We start from the raw sequence: 20,494 nt of genomic DNA, 5'->3' as shown, positions 1-20,494 counted from the left end.
AAGTCATTATCAGACGACATCAGCAGTTAATTATTAGCAGTACAGTGGGTTGGCTTTGCTGCCATCGATGTTGTACTTCTTCAGAGCTTCAGTCAGAACAGAAGCTTCCAGCTCACCGTCCTTAACCAGCCCGTACAGAGCAGCAACAACTACGAAGTAACGATCCACTTCGAAGAACTCACGCAGCTTGGCGCGGGTATCGGAGCGACCGAAACCATCGGTACCCAGAGTAATGAAGGTAGCCGGTACAAAATCGCGAATCTGGTCAGCGTAAATCTTCATGTAGTCGGAAGCCGCTACAACCGGACCCTTACGGCCGGACAGTTGCTGTTCTACCCAGGAAACCTTCTTCTCGGCTTCAGGGTTCAGCATGTTGTAACGGGCTGCATCCAGACCTTGACGACGCAGCTCGTTGAAGCTGGTAGCAGACCAGATGTTGGATTCGATTTTGTACTCTTCACGGAGAATGTCGGCCGCAGCGCGAACTTCTTCCAGAATGGTGCCACAACCCATCAACTGAACTTTCAGACCACCGTCACGGGAGTTTTCTTCGAAGCAGTACAGACCCTTAACGATACCTTCCAGAACATCGTCGCCTTCTGGCAGCGCAGGCATCTTGTAGCTGTCGTTCATGGTGGTGATGTAGTACCACACATTTTCGTTCTCGCCGTACATACGACGCAGACCGTCCTGAATGATTACTGCCAGCTCGTAGCCGTAAGTCGGATCGTAACTGATGCAGTTAGGTACGGTGGAAGCCAGTACATGGCTGTGACCGTCCTGATGCTGCAGGCCTTCACCATTCAGGGAAGTACGACCGGAAGTAGCACCGATCAGGAAGCCTTTCGCCTGAATGTCGCCAGCCGCCCAGGCCAGGTCACCGGTACGCTGGAAACCGAACATAGAATAGAAAGCGTAGAACGGAATCATTGGCACGTTGTTGGAGCTGTAAGAAGTCGCAGCAGCGATCCAGGCAGCGTGTGCGCCTGCTTCGTTGATACCTTCTTCCAGAATCTGACCCGTCTTGGATTCCTTGTAGAACATTACCTGATCGGAGTCTACTGGCTCATACTTCTGACCTTCAGCGGAGTAGATACCCAGCTGACGGAACATGCCTTCCATACCAAAGGTACGGGCTTCGTCCGGAACGATTGGTACGATGTGCTTACCAATGCTCTTGTCTTTCGCCAGAGCCGCCAGGATACGTACGTAAGCCATGGTGGTGGAGATTTCACGCTCACCACTGCCTTTCAGTACTGGTTCCAGCAGTTTCAGCTCCGGCATGGTCAGCTGTACGTCGGACTGTTCACGACGCTGTGGAATAAATCCACCCAGCTTTTCACGATGCTTGCGCATGTAAACCATTTCAGGGCTGTCAGCAGACGGCTTGAAATAAGGCAGGTCAGCGAGTTCTTCGTCCTTGATAGGCAGGTCGAAACGATCGCGGAAGACTTTCAGATCTTCAACCGGCAGCTTCTTAACGTTGTGAGAAACGTTGGACGCTTCACCGGTAGAACCTGTGCCGTAACCTTTAACGGTCTTGGCCAGAATAACGGTTGGCTTACCAGTGGTGTTTACTGCTTCGTGGTAAGCGGCGTAAACCTTGTAAGGATCGTGACCACCACGGTTCAGACGCCAGATGTCGTCGTCTGACAGGTGTTCAACCATCTTCTTGGTTTCAGGATAACGACCAAAGAAGTGTTCACGGGTCCAGGCTCCGCCTTTCGCCTTACAGTTCTGATAGTCACCGTCTACGGCTTCGTCCATCAGCTTCTGCAGCATGCCGTCTTTATCCTGAGCGAACAGCTGATCCCAATGGCGACCCCAGGTCACCTTGATAACGTTCCAGCCAGCACCACGGAAGACGCCTTCCAGCTCCTGAATGATCTTGCCGTTACCACGAACAGGTCCGTCCAGACGCTGCAGGTTGCAGTTAACTACAAAGATCAGGTTATCCAGGTTTTCACGACCGGCCAGGGCGATAGCACCCAGGGATTCCGGCTCGTCGGTCTCACCGTCACCCAGGAATGCCCAAACCTTACGGTTCTGTTCCGGAGACATGCCACGGTTTACCAGATACTTCATGAAGTGCGCCTGATAGATCGCCTGCAGTGGGCCAAGACCCATGGATACAGTCGGGAACTGCCAGAAGTCAGGCATCAGGTGCGGGTGCGGGTAGGAAGACAGACCTTTGCCGTCTACTTCCTGACGGAAGCTGTTCAGCTGATCTTCACTCAGACGACCTTCCAGGAATGCACGGGAGTATACGCCCGGAGCAGTGTGTCCCTGGTAGTAAACCAGATCGCCTTCACGGTCATTTTCGTGACCATGAAAGAAGTAGTTGTAACCAATGTCGTACAGTGTCGCACTGGAGGCGAAGGAAGAGATGTGACCACCCAGAGAGCTGTCTTTCTGGTTGGCGCGCATAACCATCGCCAAAGCATTCCAGCGAACCAGGGAACGGATACGACGCTCCATAAACAGGTCGCCCGGCATTCTCGCTTCTTTCTCAGGCGGAATGGTGTTGCGATAAGGTGTGGTGATCGCGTAGGGCAGCTGGGTACCTTTTCCCCTCGCGTACTGGGACAAGCGGGTCATCAGGTAATGTGCCCGATCTTCCCCTTCCTGTTCCAGAACGGATTCCAGGGCGTCAAGCCACTCCTGGGTTTCGATGGGATCGATGTCATGCATATATTTCTGCTCCGGGATTGAGCGCTGTGTTCGGCACGGTGGTACGAGCCTTGAGCGCGGCACAAGCCTGATGCGGCTGTTTTTAACAACTGCTACAAACTTTAGCCTTCAGATACCAGTTCTGCCGCCCTTGGCTGTTTCTGCAGGGTAATTCCAGTTTACTCTGTCTAACCCACAGGGGTGGGTTGATTCGAGAGCGAAAACTAACGAAAAAACAGGGTAAACCGCCAGCGTCAAACTGTTATAAAATGTTAACTGTCCGGGTCTTAAACAAACTTACTCAGCATAAGCGAGTAAAATTCACACTCAAGCCGAAGTCAGAACGAATGTTCAGGGCGAGCAGTGAATCGAAAGTAAGAGGCTGACAGTGGTTAAATACGTCTCAAAAATTGATATTGATCAATCTTGTAATTGAACTACAAGATACGCAATACCCGCAATGAGTACCAGTACTTAGCTGTAGTAAAGTTACAAAAATACATCAAAACCCGCTGCAAGACTACACCAGAGCCCCCGAATACCAGCAAAGTAATGTAAATTTGTAAGAAAATTAACTGATTGGCGGATAGGCCGTAAAAAGCTGTACGAGTATTCCGAACTCAGATCCGTATTGACAGACAGCAGCCTGAGCCAGTCAACCTTCACATATTAACAACTTTAAACAACCTGACTTCTCAACCTGTAAAAGCCGCCTTTATATAAACACTCAGTCTTTCATTACTTCCCCTACTTAACTTCGCCCTTAAAGTGTCGCTTTAAATGATATGAGCAGCTATCGACTTAAGGCTTATGCCGAAGATTTCACAACAAGGGCCCATTTCTCAAAATAACCAGCCTGCTCGCCTGAATATTCTTCAAAAGATAATCCGTTATCTGGGGCGACTGGTTAGAACCCATAAATCCCATAAGCGGTATGTTTCTCCTGATTCTTCAGCAATCCAGTCATTATCCAAAAAAAATAAACCTGAATGGGTCATAGGTACAGGGGGCTCTGTTAAAGCTGTCGTGGTCACAAGAGGCAATCACTACTTTGTTTCCAGAAGGAAAAAATCCGATACTGACTCAGAGTTCAATAATGAATTTTCAGCTGCTCGAAAGAAAATCCAGAGATTACGCAACCAGAAAAGTTTTAGCGCAGGACATCTTGGCGAGCTACAGAAGAAAATTGACACCGCTAGAGTCTCTTTAAACTCACCTTCTTTAGAGCCACCGTCTCCAGCATTACTGGCATTTTTTTCAGAGCTTGATGCCTGCCTTGAACCCTTTTATGCCACTCAAACAGTCTCTCTGAAGGACATTGATGCCTTAAGAGCCCTAGTCAATAAATCACAGACTGAACCGAAGCTGGAAAGTCTTTGCTGGTCAATAGACTCGTGGCTGAATGGCCATGAAGAAGCTTTTTCTACCCACTGGAAATCAATGGATGCTGCAGATAGTGCACTCAATGAGCTTTCGCATAAACTCTCTACTCTTGCTGCCAACGAAGTCTCTCTGGCAGAAAAAATCACCGCATTGGATTCTGAAGTATTAATCAACAGCGAAGCCACTGAGGAAGGTTTGCTAAGCCCTCTGGCTGGTGAGCCCATAGGAAAGCTTCTGGCTGAGCCATATTCAGAGACGCCGAAACCACTGCCAAAACATCACCTGCAAAACATTCTTAAAAGTATCGGTACCGGCCTGTGCGAACTGCATAACGCTGGGTTAAACCACATGGATCTTAACTTTGGCAATATTCTGGTGGACGGACTTGGCCGAGTTAAAATCATAGATTTCGGGCTTTGCTGCACCAATGAGCAACTCTTTTCCAGCCCAAGAAAGGACCCACCAAGCAAAGCAGAAACATTAGCACTACAGATAACACCAGGAGTTTTACTCTCACCACCAGAACGATTTTCAATAACTGGTGAACGCCCTGGAAGTGCAGACATGTGGGCTTTTGGTCTTCACTTTACCAGTTTACTCACTGGCAAAAAACTTCATTTCTCCAGCGCGAGTAATGCCATCCGACTGGCTAGGTCTGGGACAGAAATGTCAGACGCTATTCAACAGCATGTGGGCGAACATTGTATCGAAGCCATTGCCAGCGCTTACGGTGACGAGAGCATTGAGGTAAACCTTGCCAGACGTTTGTTTGATCCTGACCCTGAGAAACGAATAACCTCCAGGGACTTACTGGAGCACCCTTACTTTTCTGATAGCACAACAAGTACACCATCCGTGAACCCTGACGGTTAGACAACAAAGTCTTTCTATTCAATTGAAGAAACAGATGCCGCTACCGGTTATTTCCCATAAAATGACACTCAACCACCTTTCACGGTCGATGGAGAGTCATTACTCATGGAGTTCGCAGGTCAGTATCCCGCAGCGATTGAAAGTCACCTGAAAAGTAACTGGGCAGAATTTGTGGAAGTATGTCATTCCACAGGCACTCCCGACTCTCCAGACACACTACCAGCAAAAATCCTTCAAAAAACAGCCAAACTCTGGGCTGGCAGTGATTTTGCTTTTGAGCAATGCCTCAAGCATCCCGACCTGTTGTTTTCTCCTTCAGAACATCTTGCTGCTTTTTCAGCAGGTCAGCATCACAGTGCACTGGAAGAATTAATCGATTCAGTCACCAATGAAGCTGACCTGATCCAAAAACTTCGCATCTACCGCAACCGGCAGATGGTAAGAATTATCTGGCGCGACCTGAACCGTCTGGCCAGCATGCAGGAAACCACAGCAGACCTTTCTGAAATGGCCGATGCCTGTGTTGATAAAGCGCTGCAATGGCTCTATGACGATGCCTGCAAAACGCTGGGCACACCTATGGGCGCGATGTATGGCGAAGAACCTGAACCGCAAAAGATGGTTGTGCTGGGAATGGGGAAACTCGGCGCTAATGAACTAAATTTGTCGTCTGATATCGACCTGATGTTTACCTACCCTAATAAAGGAGAAACAAAAGGCGGCAGACGTGCTCTGGATAATCAGGAGTTTTTCAACCGCCTTGGTCAACGCCTTATAAAAGTCATCGACAGCAAGACAGCGGATGGTTTTGTTTTCAGAGTCGATATGCGACTAAGGCCTTATGGCTCCAGCGGTTCACTCTCCATGAGCTTTTCCGCCATGGAACAGTACTACCAGGATCAGGGACGTGACTGGGAACGTTACGCCATGATCAAGGCCAGAGCCATTGCTGGCGATCTCGATTCAGGCCATCAACTTCTGGATACCTTGAAGCCTTTTACCTTCAGAAAATACATCGACTTCAGCGCCATTGACTCACTGCGTGATATGAAGAAGCTGATTCAGCGTGAAGTTAAACGAAAAGGTATGGAGGGCAACATTAAACTGGGGCCAGGCGGCATCAGGGAAGTCGAGTTTATTGTTCAGTCTTTCCAGCTGATTCACGGTGGCCGAGACTGGGCATTACAACAGAAAAGCCTGTTAACAGTTCTCGAAGAACTTAAGGTGAAAGAGTACCTGCCTGCATCAGCAACCGATGAACTGAGAGCTGCTTATATTTACCTTCGCAACCTTGAACATGCTATTCAGGCTTTGCAGGATAAACAGACTCAACAATTACCAATCGATAATGAAACTCTGGATCGACTGGCCTTCAGTATGGGTCAGCGAGACTGGTCTGAACTGCTGTCTGTTCTGGATGACTATCGAGAAAAAGTTACGCAGCACTTTGATGATGTGGTTGCCGACCCGGAAGACAGTACTGAAGAACAAACAGCAGAAGCAACAGGCTGGCACTTACTCTGGATGGGACACCTTTCCGAAGAAGAAGAACTCAATCAGTTTGAAAAGCATGGATTTCATGACTCCGATTCAGCACTAAGTCGCTTCAAGGCTTTACGTGATGGCAAAGCAATTACCAGAGTACGTCGCGTCAGCCGTGAACGACTGGACGACTTTATTCCTCATCTGCTGGTACAGATTTCGGACACAGAATCTCCTGACACTGCGCTGAGCAGACTGTTACCGTTGATTGAAAGCGTTCTTCGCAGAACGGCTTATCTTGTTTTGCTAATGGAAAACCCCGGTGCTCTGGAGCACCTCATTAAGCTCTGCACTGCCAGCCCATGGATTGCTGACGAGATTTCCCGCTATCCTGCCCTGCTCGATGAATTCCTCAATATTGACGATCTCTACAACCCGCCTAAACGCAATGATCTTGAACACGATCTAAGGCAACAACTGGCGCATATTCCTGAAGATGACCTGGAAGCCCAGATGGAAGTGCTGCGTCATTTCAAGATGGGACATGTTCTCAAGGTAGCTGCTTCGCAGGCCGCCGGAACACTGCCCTTAATGAAAGAAAGCGATTACCTGACCTGGATTGCTGAAGTATTGCTAGAGCAAGTCGTCGATATCGCATGGAAAAACATGGTTGAGAAACACGGCTACCCTGTTTCCAAAAATGGTCAGCCATGCAATCCGGGGTTTGCCATTATTGGCTATGGCAAACTGGGTGGTATCGAGCTAGGCCCCGGCTCTGACCTTGACCTTGTTTTCATACACGACGGGAACCCCAATAAACCAACAGATGGTCAGCGACCTCTGGATGGCTCAATGTTCTTCACAAGACTGGGGCAGCGTATTATCCACATCCTTACCACCCAGACGCCTTCTGGTCGCCTGTATGAAGTAGATATGCGACTGAGACCATCCGGCGCATCCGGCATGCTGGTCAGTTCCCTTGAAGCCTTTGAAAAATACCAACGCAATGAAGCCTGGACCTGGGAGCATCAGGCATTGGTTCGTGCACGGGCAGTAGCGGGTGATAAAGAGCTGACAGAGAAATTTGAAAAACTGCGCAGAACTATTTTAGCGACCAAACGAGAGTTACCCGAGCTAAAAGCTGAAGTGATCAAAATGCGTAACAAAATGCATGAACATCTGACTTCAACAAAGCTGGACGCAACGGGCGAGCCTATGTTTCATCTGAAACACGGTGAGGGCGGCATTGTTGATATTGAATTTCTGATGCAGTACGCCGTATTAGCTCACGCTAACAGCCATGCCGACATTACTGAATTCACGGATAATGTAAGAATTTCTGAATCACTGGAAAAGGCTGAATACCTTTCTGAACAGGAGGGCTATGACCTTCGCGAGGCATACAAGTTTCTAAGAAAGGCCGCTCACTCAAGAGCTTTTCTAAGTGAGCGTTCTTTTGTACCTGTAAAGCAAGTCGAGCCTTTAACTGCTTCAGTGACAGAGCTGTGGAAAAAATGGCTGGGGAAGTAATCCCGGCCACTGAATCAGAACCGGGCTTAACACTGGCCTAGTTCTGCTCTGTTTAAATCCTGATCTAGCCGTACTTTAAAGCTACCTTCTTCATGCAGAGGACTCCAGGGCGCTGGGAGTTGCTCTTCCGTCCAAGGATTCGTCAGTGGCATTGACTCCTGAATAACCTCTCCCACAATAACATCAATTAAGGAGCCCGCTGCTGCACTGAAAAGAACCGCTTCAGGAATAACGACAGTGATTGCAGCCACAGATAAAAAGCCACCAACAGCCTCAAGTACCTTCACAGGCTTATCGCAGTAACTTGCTATGCTCTTGGGTTGATACTTGGTTCCACGCACCTTGCTTGAAAGATATTTTCCACCCTCAACAATACTGCCAGTAAGGCCACCAACGACATAACCGGCTAACTTTCCAATTCCCCTACCTGGTATGCTCGCTACATAGTTGTAAGCATTAGCTCCATTGACCACACCAGTGAGTGCATTCGACATTACGCGTTGAATTGACATACTTCTCTTCCCCGTTCGAGAAATAACCTATTCATTATTGGTGACACGAAATTCGATTTGCATAACAGGGCAGACAGCAGGACTAACCCTCTATCTCTAATGTATGTTTGGATTCAGCATCGTTTTATGCTCCAATACGTACAAACCTGCGCCTTACCGAAGCTCAGGCATTCTGCTCTTAATCACAGCAAAATTGTCACTACAAAAACAGTGACAGCCGGAATCGCTGAAGCCCCGCTATTCCGAGCTATATAGTCAAGAAACCAGCTAGCCATGGTTGTATGGGAACACAACATAAACTGTGTCCCACCTGGGGTCTGAACAACAACTCAAACAATTGATTACACCGGGAGTTTTCCTATGTCCTTCGCCGATAGAGATGGCGTAATCTGGTTCGATGGCCAGCTGATCCCATGGCGCGAAGCCAAGACCCATGTCCTGACCCACACCCTTCACTATGGTATGGGCGTTTTTGAAGGTGTTCGTGCCTATAACACACCTGAAGGTCCGGCTATTTTCCGCTTGAATGAGCACACTGACCGACTGTTCCGCAGTGCTCATATTTTGAGAATGGATATTCCGCACAGCAAAGAAGAACTGAATGAAGCTCAAAAGCTGGTCGTTCGTGAAAATGGTCTGGATTCAGCCTACCTTCGCCCAATGTGTTTCCTTGGTTCCGAAGGTATGGGTCTGCGTGCTGAAGGTCTGAAAGTTCACACGATTGTTGCTGCCTGGGACTGGCCTTCTTATATGAGCCCTGAAGCCAAGGAACAAGGCATCAAGATTCGTACTTCATCATACACTCGCCACCATGTGAACATCACCATGTGTAAGGCGAAGGCAAACGGCAACTACATGAACTCCATGCTGGCTCTGCGTGAAGCACTGGACAGCGGTTGTGAAGAAGCACTGCTGCTGGACAACGAAGGGTATGTGGCAGAAGGCAGCGGCGAGAATATCTTCATCCTGAAAGAAGACGGCATTCTCTACACCCCTGAGCTGACGTCCTGCCTGGAAGGTATCACCCGTGAAACCATTATGCGTTTTGCTAAAGATATCGGACTGGAAGTGCGTGAAAAACGTATTACCCGTGACGAAGTCTATATCGCCAAAGAAGCGTTCTTTACCGGTACCGCTGCAGAAGTACTGCCGATTCGTGAATACGACGGTCGTATCATTGGCAGTGGCAAGCGTGGCCCAATCACCGAGAAGCTACAGACCATGTACTTTGATCAGGTGACTGGTAAGCGGAAAGAATATCCTGAATGGCTAGCTCACGTATAACCATTTCCGTTTGTTCAAATGAGCTGTCTGTGAAAACAGGCAGCTTTAAATCTTCCCTTTCTGCGAACCCTGCCCCATTTAATTACTGGTAAATCTCACATCTTTCTCAATTAATCCGGTTAATTATTAACCTGACTCATTGATGCTACAGCCTTCAGCACCCAGACATACGAAATTATAAGTCTTTACCCGCTGAAAGCGGGCAAACAGCGACTTAATATTTCATTACCTGTGTCTGGATACTTATTGCTGATCAGGCTTTGTCGTGTGAGGGAGCATGTCACAAAAAAGTTACTGTTTTCACTCTTATGATTTCACTATTGCAAAGGTATTAGCCGTTGGCTGCCTTTTATTAGGGCTGGCAGTGCCTTTTCTGGTTGGGGGTGACCAGGATTATCGAGTTTTACTTGCCAGCGGTGAGAGTGGATTAAAAGCATTCATCTTTATATTTTCATGCTCAATGCTGGTGTTTGGAGGAATGGGCGTTGCCTGCTGGTACAGCTATAGAAAAATGCCAGATCAGGAAATTGCCATTGATGATGAGGGCATCTGGTATCTCAGACACTCAAAGTCGCAAACATTAATCCCGTGGGAGAGAATTGATTCCTGGAAAGAACGTAGCTGGCTGCGAACGCTTGAAGCAAAAGATGCTCAGGGAAAAGTTCTTATTTCCGTATCCCGCCAGTTAAAAAACTTTCAGGAACTTCAAACTACTCTGACTGAGAGGCTCCTACAAAGCACTCGAAATAAAGCTTATGCGTCCAGTTATCGCATAAACCGGCTTGATCAGGTTGGCTGGATTATATTTCTTGTCGCGTTTGGCCTTTTTGCTCTGATATCGGCCCTTGTCTCCTGGTGGGCATCGCTGGCTATCCTTCTGTTCACTCTGATTGTCAGCCATGAATACTTTTTGACCGTGAGTAAAATAGATATTCTTTCTGACAGCCTGGTTCTTCACTTCCCACTGACCAAAAGGCGTTTACTGTTCGAAGAAATAAAACGGGTCGAGCTCAACGAGCACTACGCCCATAACGCCAGAATCCCTCAGGTTGAAATATATTATTCAGAGTACAAAAAGCCCTATAGGCTGCGTGCCATGAACGCCGATGCGAATGAAATATTTTTGGCTATAGAAAAACAGCGAAATAAGGAGTTATAGCCGACGGCTTGCGAGCCTCCCCTTTGTCTTCAGTAATTACGAAAGCAAAGGGGAAGTTTGAACGGTTAATTAATAGACTTCTAACTCATACAGTTTGATCCAGTCATTACTGCTTAACCTGACTTTTGAAGCACTGACAGCGGCAAAGGTTTTATCTACCTGCTCAGAACTATTATTCTGCTCATCAAACAAATTCACCCATGCAGAGCCATTCCAGTAGTCAAGTTGATAGCTACTCAAAGCACCAGAGTTATTCCAGCCAGTCCAGAACTTGATCTGTGAAATGCTCTTCAGAGAACCAAGATCAACTTCAATCGAGTCTGATTGATTGTCATTGGTTGAAATCCAGCGACTTGAATTGCTTGAGGTGTCTCCATCAACAGCGTTGCTTGCAACATATGTGCTGTTATGGCTCGAAGTGGCAGTCGCAGTCTTATTCAGCGCCAGATTAACTGACGCAGCCTTACTACCGATTACCTCAATCTCAAACAGCTTGATCCAGTCCGATGATGAAAGACGAATCTTTGACCCCGTCACACCTGATACGCTCTCAACAACAACTGCATTGCTGTTATTGGTTCTGTTAATGGCTTCTATCCAGCTATCACCATTCCAGTATTCCAGCGTGTAATCAGCCAGTGCCGAGTTGTAGTCATTCCAACCTGTCCAGAAACGAATCTCATCAATCTGATAGTTACCCTGCAGATCAATTTCTATCCAGCTGTTGTCAGAATACTGTTCTGAAATCCAGCGGCTGCTGTTATTAGCACTATTATCACCATCAACAGCATTACTGCCCACAAAACTACTGGAATGCGTAGAGCTGACGGTAACCGGCTTATTCAGCGCAATATTATCTCCGGTTGGCAAAGTACCCGGGCCACCAGCATCTACTTCGGTGCCACCACCGGATACTTCATAGTTGTGTCCTGCCTGCAGATCAAAGTTAATACCACCCCGCTCATTAACAACCGTAACATCGACTGATGCGCCCATTGTGATATCAGTCACTGATAGTAAACCAGTATCCCAACCAGTGTTGTTCAGAGTGATAGAAGACACTTTGTCAGTACCATCAGCCTGAGCTTCAAAGTGGCGATACTCATAACTGACACTGCTGACACTGTTTGGCTTGATAGGCCAGATTTCAGCCTGAAGGTTTTCTCCCTGCTTGCTGACAACAATACCTTTCCCACCAACAAATACGGGGATTTTTGTACCCGACTGACTGTGTTCAGTCAGCATGCGAGGCCCCTGAAAGCTCTCATGGGTGTTCATATCCATCCAGATACCTTCAGGCAGGTATACATTGCGACTACCGTTACCGCTGCTACTGTTGAACTTTGGCCAAGCCAGTACCGACTCATCGATCAACCATTGCCATAGACGACTGTTGTCCAGGTTATAAGTCTGACTGTCCTCTGGATAGGCTATTGGCAGGGGAGTGGCTGTGTAAGGATACCCTGTGTCGTAAGTTTTCAGAGCTGCGCTATAGATGAAAGGACGGTACTTTTCATGCCAGTCTGCTGCAGCCTTAATGTTGGCTGCAGTAGATTTTCGCCATGGTTCAATACCAAACGACATACTGGCTGTCAGTGCGGCCAACTTGGCGTGTCTTTCCAGATATCGACCATTGCCCTGGCTGGAGTTACCAATAATGTCGGTATACACATTAGGTGCACCACTGGCTGCATAAGACAGGACCAATTGTGGAATACGGAGTTCTTCACCGTGAGTATCATTGAGGCGCTGGATGCTACCAGGACTACTGACATAAGCATTACGAGCCATCACGTAGTCACCACGCTCATGCAGTGCTTTCATCGGCGCATTCCAGGCACCATCATGATAGACCTTTCCGGATTCACTGGTTCCGGTAAGCATGGTGTCCTCTTTCCAGCCATCGACACCCCACTCTGCGGTTTCCGAGGCATACCAGCTGACAGCATCCGGATTGGCCGCATCAAGTATCTCCATCTTGCCGTCCCACTGAGGAAACCAGCGAGAACTTGCTTCATGGTTCTTACCATTGGCCAGTCTGGCAAAATAGTTGTTAGCAAGTCCTGTCGAATACTCTTCTGGTGTCGTAATCGGCAGGAAGCACCCTCCTTTACCGCCATCTGTGCCACCTGAGGAAAAGTCATTACTGCCATTACAATCAGAAAAACTGGTGCGCAGACCAAACATTACTTTCGCACCTTTTGAGCGAACCAGTTCAATGATGTCTGGTTTTCCGTCGCCATTCCCATCTGGATAGGTCTTAAAATTAAAACGACCTGTGCTGACTGTTGAGCCACCCTTTTCCCAGAAGCCGGAGCCAATAACAACCCAGCTTAGTGGGTAGTCATAATCATCTATAAATTGAGTAACACTGTTCTCAACCGTAGAAGCATTGGTGTGGTATTTTTCGAAAGGCCAGGCTTCCCAGCCAAGTCCAAACATACCGTATTCAGGTTTTACATCACCATAACCGGATGTTTCTTTTGCATCAGAAAATGCCTGATAAATTTCTTTTGGAGAGCCAATAAAGTAATAAAAGTGCTTCGTCGCTTTAACATTACCCACACCCATCACAGTCTCTGATGCGTTTATGGATACTTTGTGAGGAACCGTTTGACTACTGTTCGCCAGAAAGCGTTCGTTCACTTGAGAAATAGCGACCTGAGCAAACCCTGTATTCGGTGCAATGGCGAAGGTTGATATAAATCGGGAAGCTCCACCATTATTGAGCAGAGTTTTGTCTGAAATGTCCTCAAGAACCCCTGCACCGCCATCGTCTCCCAAACCATAGAAAGGCCCGGCAACAGAACCTGTTCTGGCCTTCAGAGTGTTATTTGTTGGCTGAGAAGATGGTTCCACACTGATGCGAACAGAATGTTCATTGGGAAAGACTTTAACGGTTGCTGTTTGATTATTCTCAAAGGAGACTGAGAATTGAAGCTCTGAACTCGTTGAACTGGCTGCGTTATAACTGGCAGATTCTGCCGGTGAGCCATTCAGTACCAAACCAGAAGTGTCGTGAGCAGGCGCTATCTCAGTACCACTGGAATCCGAAAATGAGTACTTAAAGTCGCTCAGCTCTATAGTCATCTGGTAGCCCGATTCGGTAACCTCAATCGAATCACCAGACTGACTTATTGTTGCTGCAGACACAGCAAGGGGTAAAGCAGCCAGGAGGAAACATGTTCCTCTGGCGGATATTAGCTTTTTCATTTTCATGCAAACCTGTTTGTTTTTTTGTTATTCGTTCTTAACGACCAGCCCGGTGCCGCAGGCTAAAGCGATCATTAAAAACTCCTTCGGTTTAAAGCAATACAAAAAGCGCTGTATTTGAATGTTCTTTCTCTCAACAGTATCCGTTGTTGATGTCCTTTATACGTCTTTGTCCGTTCTTCTGATTGCCAGTTGTCCTTACGCAATCGACCTCTTTATTTCATTCACTGAAAGTCAGCCAGACTAAAGTCTGGCTGACTTTTTCAAGCTTTTTCTGTATAAGCTCTAACTCGGGTGGGGAGTGTTCTCGTGACTTTTTTGCGGCCCTGGAAAAGCATTGCTAAAAAGACACAGTCCTTAACACTTTCCCACTCTTAAAAGTTATAACGCAGATCCAGGAATACCTGATCTTTATTTCCTTCGATCTTGTCGAAGTTGTAGATCACATCAGCCCAGAGGCTTGGTGCGAAGTAATAGCGAGCACCTGCAACGTAAGCTTTAACTGCCTGCTCTTTCTTACCTTGAGCATTTTCGTCTTTGCGATCCTGATACAGACCGTAGAATTTGAAATCACCTGTTTTGTAAGATGAAGCCAGTTCGAAACCGCTGCGATCTTTTTCTGCCCGTGTACCTGTTACATAGGAAGCAGCTACATAAGCTGGGCCAGCAGAATAGCTGACGGCGGCCACATAGTTGGTCGCTTTAGTATCCTCTGTTTCCTGATTGGCTAAGGTTTTTTCATACTCTTCCTGACCTGCTGTCAAACCAAATGCAACTCCCATATCAGTTTTATACTTCGCACCTACGGAGTATCCTGACGTTGTCGTTGTCGCATTTACGGTATCCTTTACTAGAGTGTCGCTCCAGATATTACCGTTCTTACGCGTTTCAGTATCAGTTTTTGCAGTAGCTACATCAGCTTGAATTTCCAAACTTCCAAAGCTACCTGTGTAATGGATAACACCATCCATCTCATTACCAACGTTCAACTTGTTGGTTGCAGCGCCACCAAACCAGCTGGTGATATCGGTCATATTGGTCACCAGCCCTTGGGAACCACCGGTACGACCCCATTGGATAGCATGGTCACCCGACTTAACACCGGCATAAACTTTAATGTTTGATTGCCCAGTGTTTTGACGCCACTGGCTTTCCCAACGGGCAAAGCCAGTCATGGTTTCAGAGATAGTACGGTTAATTTTCAAATCAAGACGAGCACGATGCATATCATAGCTGTTGCCATTCTCATGAATGGTCATCGGCTGAATACGGCCACCCAGAGAAACAGTTTGTTCTCCATCATTAAACAGTTCATAACCAGCTTGAGCTGTACCAGCAGAGGTAGCAGCCACTATGGCGATTGCGAGAATATTCTTTTTCATTTTGTTCCCCAAATATTTTTCTAAGGCAAAAGTATCCCTTCGGTTAAAAGTCAGACTTTTGCCGTGTTCTTCAAATGAATTGATCAGTAGCAACTGATTCCGAATACAGCCGGGTGGTCGACCTCATCCCTGTCGAATTCAAAAACCAGCTTGCGTGTTGTTACTGCGTTGGGCAGTGGTAGTTTGTTGAAACTTAGGTGATTGTCAGTTTTTTCTATTAACGTCTTACCTCGTGCATCTAGAATTCGAAACGATCTCACGCAGAAAGGAGTGACTCTTTCTGTATGCCCCCATTGAACCGTTTCCATTGGATGATCAAAGTCATTATCCAGATGGATACAGATCTGATTGATTGTTACGGGCTCAGCCCACTCAAGCGTTACCGTCGGTTTTGCATCATCTCTTGCTGGCAGCCAGGCATTGGTTTTCTTAACAGGTCTCTGGATGCCGTTCTTCATGAAACCTTTCTGGTAGATAGCCAGAGGCTTTGAAAAGTCGACAGCAAAACTCTTTCCTTCAGGGCGACGTTCAGGCAACCAGAAGTCAAAGGCATCAAAGCCAATGTCGTCTGAAGGTTCTTGCCTGCTGCCCAGTGCCACTTTCGTATTGCCTTTCTGAGCCAGGCTGAGAATGCCCGTCAGTCGCTCACTGCTCAGTGCCACATCAACCTTGTTGTTCGCTTCCAGGCAGATGAAAGCGTAAGTGCTGTCAGTCCAGTCAGCTGAGAATTCAACAACACTTTCTTGCTCACCTTTCTTTAGCTCAAGAGTCTTTGTATCCAGGACAACTTCAGGTGTGTGATTGAATAATTTATCACTGCGACGCAATGACACTTCCAGAGATGTGTCTTCAAGAGCGTTGAACAACATTGAAAAGGCAGGAAGACTGCCAGCAGGCACGGGGATCATCATGGCGCGACGGTCGGACAGATTCTGCCATGTAGCGTCCGGCTTCAACGACTGCAGTTCAAGCGTGCTGCTGACTGTCATATCTGCAGCCAGCGCCAAATCACAATCACCCGCCTGTGGAATGCCCGGAATAAAGTGCCCGCTTCTCAACAGCTTCTGCTGCAAACAGCTGACATGATTCTCCTGAGCCAACTCCCGTGGCGTCAGATCATATTTTTTACAAACCGCTGCAGCCGTTCCTGCAACCTGACCATTGGCAGCACAGGTGAGCATTACTCGAGTACTGGCGAAGGCAACGTGTGATGCAGAAATTAGGCGACCCGTCATTAACAGGTTACTGACATTACGGCTGTACATAGTGCGGAAAGGAATCTGGTACACACCCTTGCTGTGCCATTGATGACAGCCATTATCATCACTGTAGACACCGTCAGCTGGGTGCAGATCAATCGACCAGCCACCAAAAGAAACGGCATCATAATGGCTCTTCTGTTCAACGACATCTGACTGGTTAAGCATGTAATCACCTTCAAAACGGCGGCTTTCACGCTTACCCGGAATATGTCCCACCCATTCCAGAGTCATGTTTTCAGACTCAGGGAATTCACCGGAGTTTTTGATGTGATTCCAGACGCCGTGAACAACCTTCCAGAGTTCCCACTTTATTTCTTCAGTGTCATGAACCGTATCCAGCCGTCCACCGTATTCAATCCACCACAGATTGCAGCCATCTTCTTTGGCATTAAAGCGTTTATAGCGGGGAATCTCGGTGATGTCCTCGAGCGCAAAAGCAGGAGGAACAAAGTCAACAGGCTTACCGGTGTCACGGGTATAGAAATAGATAGAGTGGCCCATCAACTGGCCGTACTCTTCATCGGGAGCGAATTTCTCGTCAAATTCGTTTTTATCTTCTGCACCGACCCGGTAATCTGCACCGGATAGATAACCCAGCACACCATCACCTGTGGCATCACAGAAGAGGTTCGAACGAATGTCATACAACGTCGAATTCTGACTATTAAACGCTTTAACACCTTTAATAGAGTCACCAATTGTTTCTGCATCCAGCACTGCGGTATTTAATAACAGCTGTATATTGGTCTCGCGACGTACGAGTTCTAAAAGCAGCAAATCAAATATGACTGGATTGCCTTCACGGTTACGAAACAGATTTTCTTCGAGGATCTCTCCAATAATGCCGCTTTCTCTCGCCCAGCGGTTGTTATTGCCCATGTGCGACGTTGCGCCCAGAGCCCAAAGCCTGATTTCACTGGAAGCGTTGCCGCCCAGAACCGGTCGATCCTGAACCAGCACAACGTCCAGACCTTTTCTTGCAGCGGCAATTGCTGCACATACACCAGCAAGGCCACCACCCACGACGACAAAATCCACTGAGACGAACTGCTGTCTGAGTGTGCGTGGACCCTGGTTGAATTCTTTTCTAAGTTGACTCATTGCTGATAATCTACTGACTCGTTGTGTTCTTAACTGTTTGTGGGTTCTTTATGTCTTCCCAGCCAAATCAGAGTTTGATTGATGGCATCACCTGTCTTCAGAGCCTTGCGGCTGCTGACCAGCCCGTCCGTGGACGAGAGCTAGCCAGACAATTGGGGTTGGATCCCACCCGTGTTAACCGGCTTTTGAGAACACTCAAAAGCATTGGCCTGGCTGTCCAGAACGATCAGCGTGCCTATATGCCGGGTCCTGGGATTCATGCTCTGGCCTCTCAGGCCATCAGAGGCTCTGATCTGTTCAGAAATGCTCTGCCTGTTATTGATGAAATAATGCCGTTGCCGTTTATCGTGGCGCTTGGTGTGCTCTGGCAAGACAAGGTCAGTTATCTGTTTCATGGTCTTCCAAATTCCTCATTAACCAGCGGCATTGGCTCTTTTCCTCTTTACGACGCCTGTCACTCAAGCATCGGACAGGTTCTGATGGCAGAGGAAGATGACGAGATTGTTGAACAGCGACTGGGAGTCGAACGGTTCAAAGCCATGACACCAAAACTGGAACAGATTCGCCGGGAGGGCTTTGCTGTTCGTCGTGATGCTGACAGTGGTGAATACAGCATCGCGGTGCCTGTGTTTAAGCCAGCACAGGCTGGTCTCGCTTTTTCCCGTCTCTATAATCAGTCCGATAAAGATCTGGAACAGCACATTCACCACCTTCAATCCCTGTCTGCCAGAATCTCTAACTAAACGTCACTTACCAACTTCTTACCCTCTCTATCAGGTTCTGTTTCATTGGAACCTGTAGAGAAGCTCACCTGCCATAAACCCAGGCTCTTCTAAATCTAAATTATCCTTATTTTCTTTTTGTGTCTACTATAGATACAAATAAACCTTATCAGAAGACTTTTATCAAATCAGCACAAACCCAATCGAAGTTGAATAAAATTGATAAGGGTCATGTTTTTGATGCACAAAAAATCAATAAAACCCTAAAAAACAGGCACAAAAAACGTCTAGAACCCTTGGCAGAGTAAGCCTTGATGGAAAAAATAAGATATTTAAAACTCATTTTTAAGCAGTTTTTAAGAGCGCCAAGTGCCTTGCCAGATGTTTTTTACTCATGCAGTATATCTATTATAGATACATTCGGTGTCTTGATTAACCTGTAACAGACTCAAGCCTTGATGAAGTACTCAGGATCAGATTCAGGGTTTGAATGAACCGTGTTAATGCACGACCATGCTAAGCAAGTTGTGTTGCGACACACCATAAGAGCCATCGATTCTTATTTTGAATCCGTGAATCAGTACTTCTGGAAGTGAGGGAACAATGAAGAAAATAATAAAAAAGACTCTGCTGGCATCAGCACTTGTCGCGCTTACAGGCAGCTCAATGGCCGCCAGTAAAGATATAACCTTCCTTAACTGGGTAACTGCAGAGCCCAGTAATAAGCCGGTTATTCAAGGTTTGATCGATAAAACCGAGGTTCCCGTCAATGTGCTGGACAGTTCATGGGGCGATATGCAGAAGAACATTTATCTGCGCCTTAGAACACGACAGCCTCTTGATGTTTCACAACTTCAGGCTCGCTGGTTGCCAACACTGGGCAAGATGCCAAATCTGGTCGACTTTAACGACATCTATGGTAAAAACTTCCTTGAAAGCCAGATACCTGCCGAAGTACTGGAAGCTGGTCGTTTAGATGGCAAGCAGCTTGGATTACCCTGGAACACAGGCTCCATCAGCCTGGTCGCCAACAAGAAAATGCTGGATGAAAGTGGCATTGGCAAAGCACCAAAGACTATCGACGAATTCGTTAGCTCCCTCCGTAAAGTTAAATCCCAATACCCTGAAAGCACACCTTATGCGTTGATGACCAAATCAAACAACCTGATCTCCGGTGACTTCCAGCTTTGGTTGTGGGCGCACGGAGGCAAGATTTTTGATGACAAGAATCAACTCTCCATCAACTCTGAAGAAACCGTAGAAACCCTGAACTTCCTGAAGCTTCTGATTGATGAAAAGCTGGCCAACCTCGATACCGACCGTGGCGCTGCCCGTCGTCTGTTTGGTCAGGAGTCTGCAGCTTATTACTTCGACGCACCAGTAGCTCGCGGATTTGCTCGTGACTTCAGTGGTAAAGGTGCTGACTACGACCAGTATGTTCTGCCAATGCAGACACCTGTTGCTGAAGAAGGAATGACTTCCCATGCCATGCAGTGGGGTCACTTGCTGGTGATGATGAAATCCGATGCAGCAAAAATTAACGGCAAGCTCAGCAAGGACAGTAAAGCAGCCAAATTTGTTGAAGGTCTGACCATGAATGCTGACATTCAGCTGGATTACTTCAAGAAATCCGGCGCTATTCCTGGCTCTCTGGCAGCTCGAAGCAATGAACTGATCAGCAAGGATGACTATATCGTTAACTGGAATGCTTCTCTGGGTCTGCCAAAGCGTAACGAACTGTCTGCCATCAAGAACAGCGCAAACTACATCGCTGTTGTCAGTGAAGAAGTTCAGTCTGTGATTCTCGGCAAGAAAGATGCTGAAAAAGCAGCTGCCGATATGGAATCCCGCATGAAGCGTTTGATGAAGTAAGTGTGAGAACACACGTAATCGAACATTAGATTGTTACTTGCCCGCCTTC

The 20,494-nt window shown here is 47.3% G+C and carries 11 protein-coding genes; 6 read left to right on the top strand and 5 right to left on the bottom strand.

Annotation, left to right across the window (positions count from 1 at the left end):
- Positions 1-33: 33 nt before the first annotated feature.
- The gene (gene aceE / locus EOPP23_RS01280) at positions 34-2,691 is read right to left on the bottom strand and encodes a pyruvate dehydrogenase (acetyl-transferring), homodimeric type (protein WP_153764168.1); all 2,658 of its coding nucleotides are present in this window, start codon (positions 2,689-2,691) and stop codon (positions 34-36) included.
- Positions 2,692-3,480: 789 nt separating this feature from the next.
- Between aceE and EOPP23_RS01275 the strand changes: the two genes are divergently transcribed.
- Both EOPP23_RS01275 and glnE read left to right on the top strand, forming a co-directional pair.
- Complete coding sequence (locus EOPP23_RS01275) at positions 3,481-4,926, top strand: protein kinase (RefSeq protein ID WP_153764167.1); 1,446 nt, start codon at positions 3,481-3,483, stop codon at positions 4,924-4,926.
- 105 nt (positions 4,927-5,031) lie between these two features.
- Positions 5,032-7,938: a bifunctional [glutamate--ammonia ligase]-adenylyl-L-tyrosine phosphorylase/[glutamate--ammonia-ligase] adenylyltransferase gene (glnE, locus tag EOPP23_RS01270; protein ID WP_153764166.1), complete on the top strand. Its 2,907-nt coding sequence runs from the start codon at positions 5,032-5,034 to the stop codon at positions 7,936-7,938.
- Positions 7,939-7,964: 26 nt separating this feature from the next.
- Here glnE and EOPP23_RS01265 read toward each other — a convergent pair whose 3' ends face one another.
- Positions 7,965-8,450, bottom strand: a complete 486-nt coding sequence (locus EOPP23_RS01265; protein WP_153764165.1) for a hypothetical protein — start codon at positions 8,448-8,450, stop codon at positions 7,965-7,967.
- Positions 8,451-8,810: 360 nt separating this feature from the next.
- On the opposite strand from EOPP23_RS01265, the gene EOPP23_RS01260 reads away from it, so the two are divergent.
- Both EOPP23_RS01260 and EOPP23_RS01255 read left to right on the top strand, forming a co-directional pair.
- On the top strand, positions 8,811-9,734 hold the full coding sequence (locus tag EOPP23_RS01260; protein ID WP_153764164.1) for a branched-chain amino acid transaminase: 924 nt from the start codon (positions 8,811-8,813) through the stop codon (positions 9,732-9,734).
- A 277-nt stretch (positions 9,735-10,011) separates the two neighbouring features.
- Positions 10,012-10,893 (top strand): hypothetical protein, encoded by an 882-nt coding sequence (locus EOPP23_RS01255; protein ID WP_153764163.1) that lies wholly within the window; start codon positions 10,012-10,014, stop codon positions 10,891-10,893.
- 69 nt (positions 10,894-10,962) lie between these two features.
- Here the strand turns inward: EOPP23_RS01255 and EOPP23_RS01250 are convergent, their stop codons facing one another.
- The 3 genes from EOPP23_RS01250 to EOPP23_RS01240 form a co-directional block, all read right to left on the bottom strand.
- Positions 10,963-14,106, bottom strand: a complete 3,144-nt coding sequence (locus EOPP23_RS01250) for a discoidin domain-containing protein (protein WP_194842452.1) — start codon at positions 14,104-14,106, stop codon at positions 10,963-10,965.
- A gap of 374 nt (positions 14,107-14,480) precedes the next feature.
- Complete coding sequence (locus EOPP23_RS01245) at positions 14,481-15,488, bottom strand: porin (protein WP_153764161.1); 1,008 nt, start codon at positions 15,486-15,488, stop codon at positions 14,481-14,483.
- Positions 15,489-15,571: 83 nt separating this feature from the next.
- Entirely contained in the window at positions 15,572-17,851 is a 2,280-nt protein-coding gene (locus EOPP23_RS01240) for an FAD-dependent oxidoreductase (RefSeq protein WP_153764160.1), read from the bottom strand.
- Between the two features lie 50 nt (positions 17,852-17,901).
- On the opposite strand from EOPP23_RS01240, the gene EOPP23_RS01235 reads away from it, so the two are divergent.
- Together EOPP23_RS01235 and EOPP23_RS01230 are read left to right on the top strand one after the other, a co-directional pair.
- Positions 17,902-18,594: an IclR family transcriptional regulator gene (locus EOPP23_RS01235; protein WP_153764159.1), complete on the top strand. Its 693-nt coding sequence runs from the start codon at positions 17,902-17,904 to the stop codon at positions 18,592-18,594.
- 582 nt (positions 18,595-19,176) lie between these two features.
- Positions 19,177-20,445 (top strand): ABC transporter substrate-binding protein, encoded by a 1,269-nt coding sequence (locus EOPP23_RS01230; protein WP_153764158.1) that lies wholly within the window; start codon positions 19,177-19,179, stop codon positions 20,443-20,445.
- Positions 20,446-20,494: the final 49 nt, after the last annotated feature.

Origin of the sequence: Endozoicomonas sp. OPT23, assembly GCF_009653635.1 — a bacterium.
GTDB lineage: Bacteria > Pseudomonadota > Gammaproteobacteria > Pseudomonadales > Endozoicomonadaceae > Endozoicomonas_A.
The sequence above is the reverse complement of the archived record's forward strand: the minus strand, read 5'-3'. Positions and strand labels throughout refer to the sequence as shown.

Excerpts from the sequence above, each read along its gene's own strand:
- EOPP23_RS01235 (WP_153764159.1), top strand. The coding sequence starts at position 17,902 with ATGTCTTCCCAGCCAAATCAGAGTTTGATTGATGGCATCACCTGTCTT.
- EOPP23_RS01255 (WP_153764163.1), top strand. The coding sequence starts at position 10,012 with ATGTCACAAAAAAGTTACTGTTTTCACTCTTATGATTTCACTATTGCA.
- aceE (WP_153764168.1), bottom strand. The coding sequence starts at position 2,691 with ATGCATGACATCGATCCCATCGAAACCCAGGAGTGGCTTGACGCCCTG.
- EOPP23_RS01275 (WP_153764167.1), top strand. The coding sequence starts at position 3,481 with ATGCCGAAGATTTCACAACAAGGGCCCATTTCTCAAAATAACCAGCCT.
- EOPP23_RS01265 (WP_153764165.1), bottom strand. The coding sequence starts at position 8,450 with ATGTCAATTCAACGCGTAATGTCGAATGCACTCACTGGTGTGGTCAAT.
- EOPP23_RS01230 (WP_153764158.1), top strand. The coding sequence starts at position 19,177 with ATGAAGAAAATAATAAAAAAGACTCTGCTGGCATCAGCACTTGTCGCG.
- glnE (WP_153764166.1), top strand. The coding sequence starts at position 5,032 with ATGGAGTTCGCAGGTCAGTATCCCGCAGCGATTGAAAGTCACCTGAAA.
- EOPP23_RS01260 (WP_153764164.1), top strand. The coding sequence starts at position 8,811 with ATGTCCTTCGCCGATAGAGATGGCGTAATCTGGTTCGATGGCCAGCTG.
- EOPP23_RS01250 (WP_194842452.1), bottom strand. The coding sequence starts at position 14,106 with ATGAAAAAGCTAATATCCGCCAGAGGAACATGTTTCCTCCTGGCTGCT.
- EOPP23_RS01240 (WP_153764160.1), bottom strand. The coding sequence starts at position 17,851 with ATGAGTCAACTTAGAAAAGAATTCAACCAGGGTCCACGCACACTCAGA.
- EOPP23_RS01245 (WP_153764161.1), bottom strand. The coding sequence starts at position 15,488 with ATGAAAAAGAATATTCTCGCAATCGCCATAGTGGCTGCTACCTCTGCT.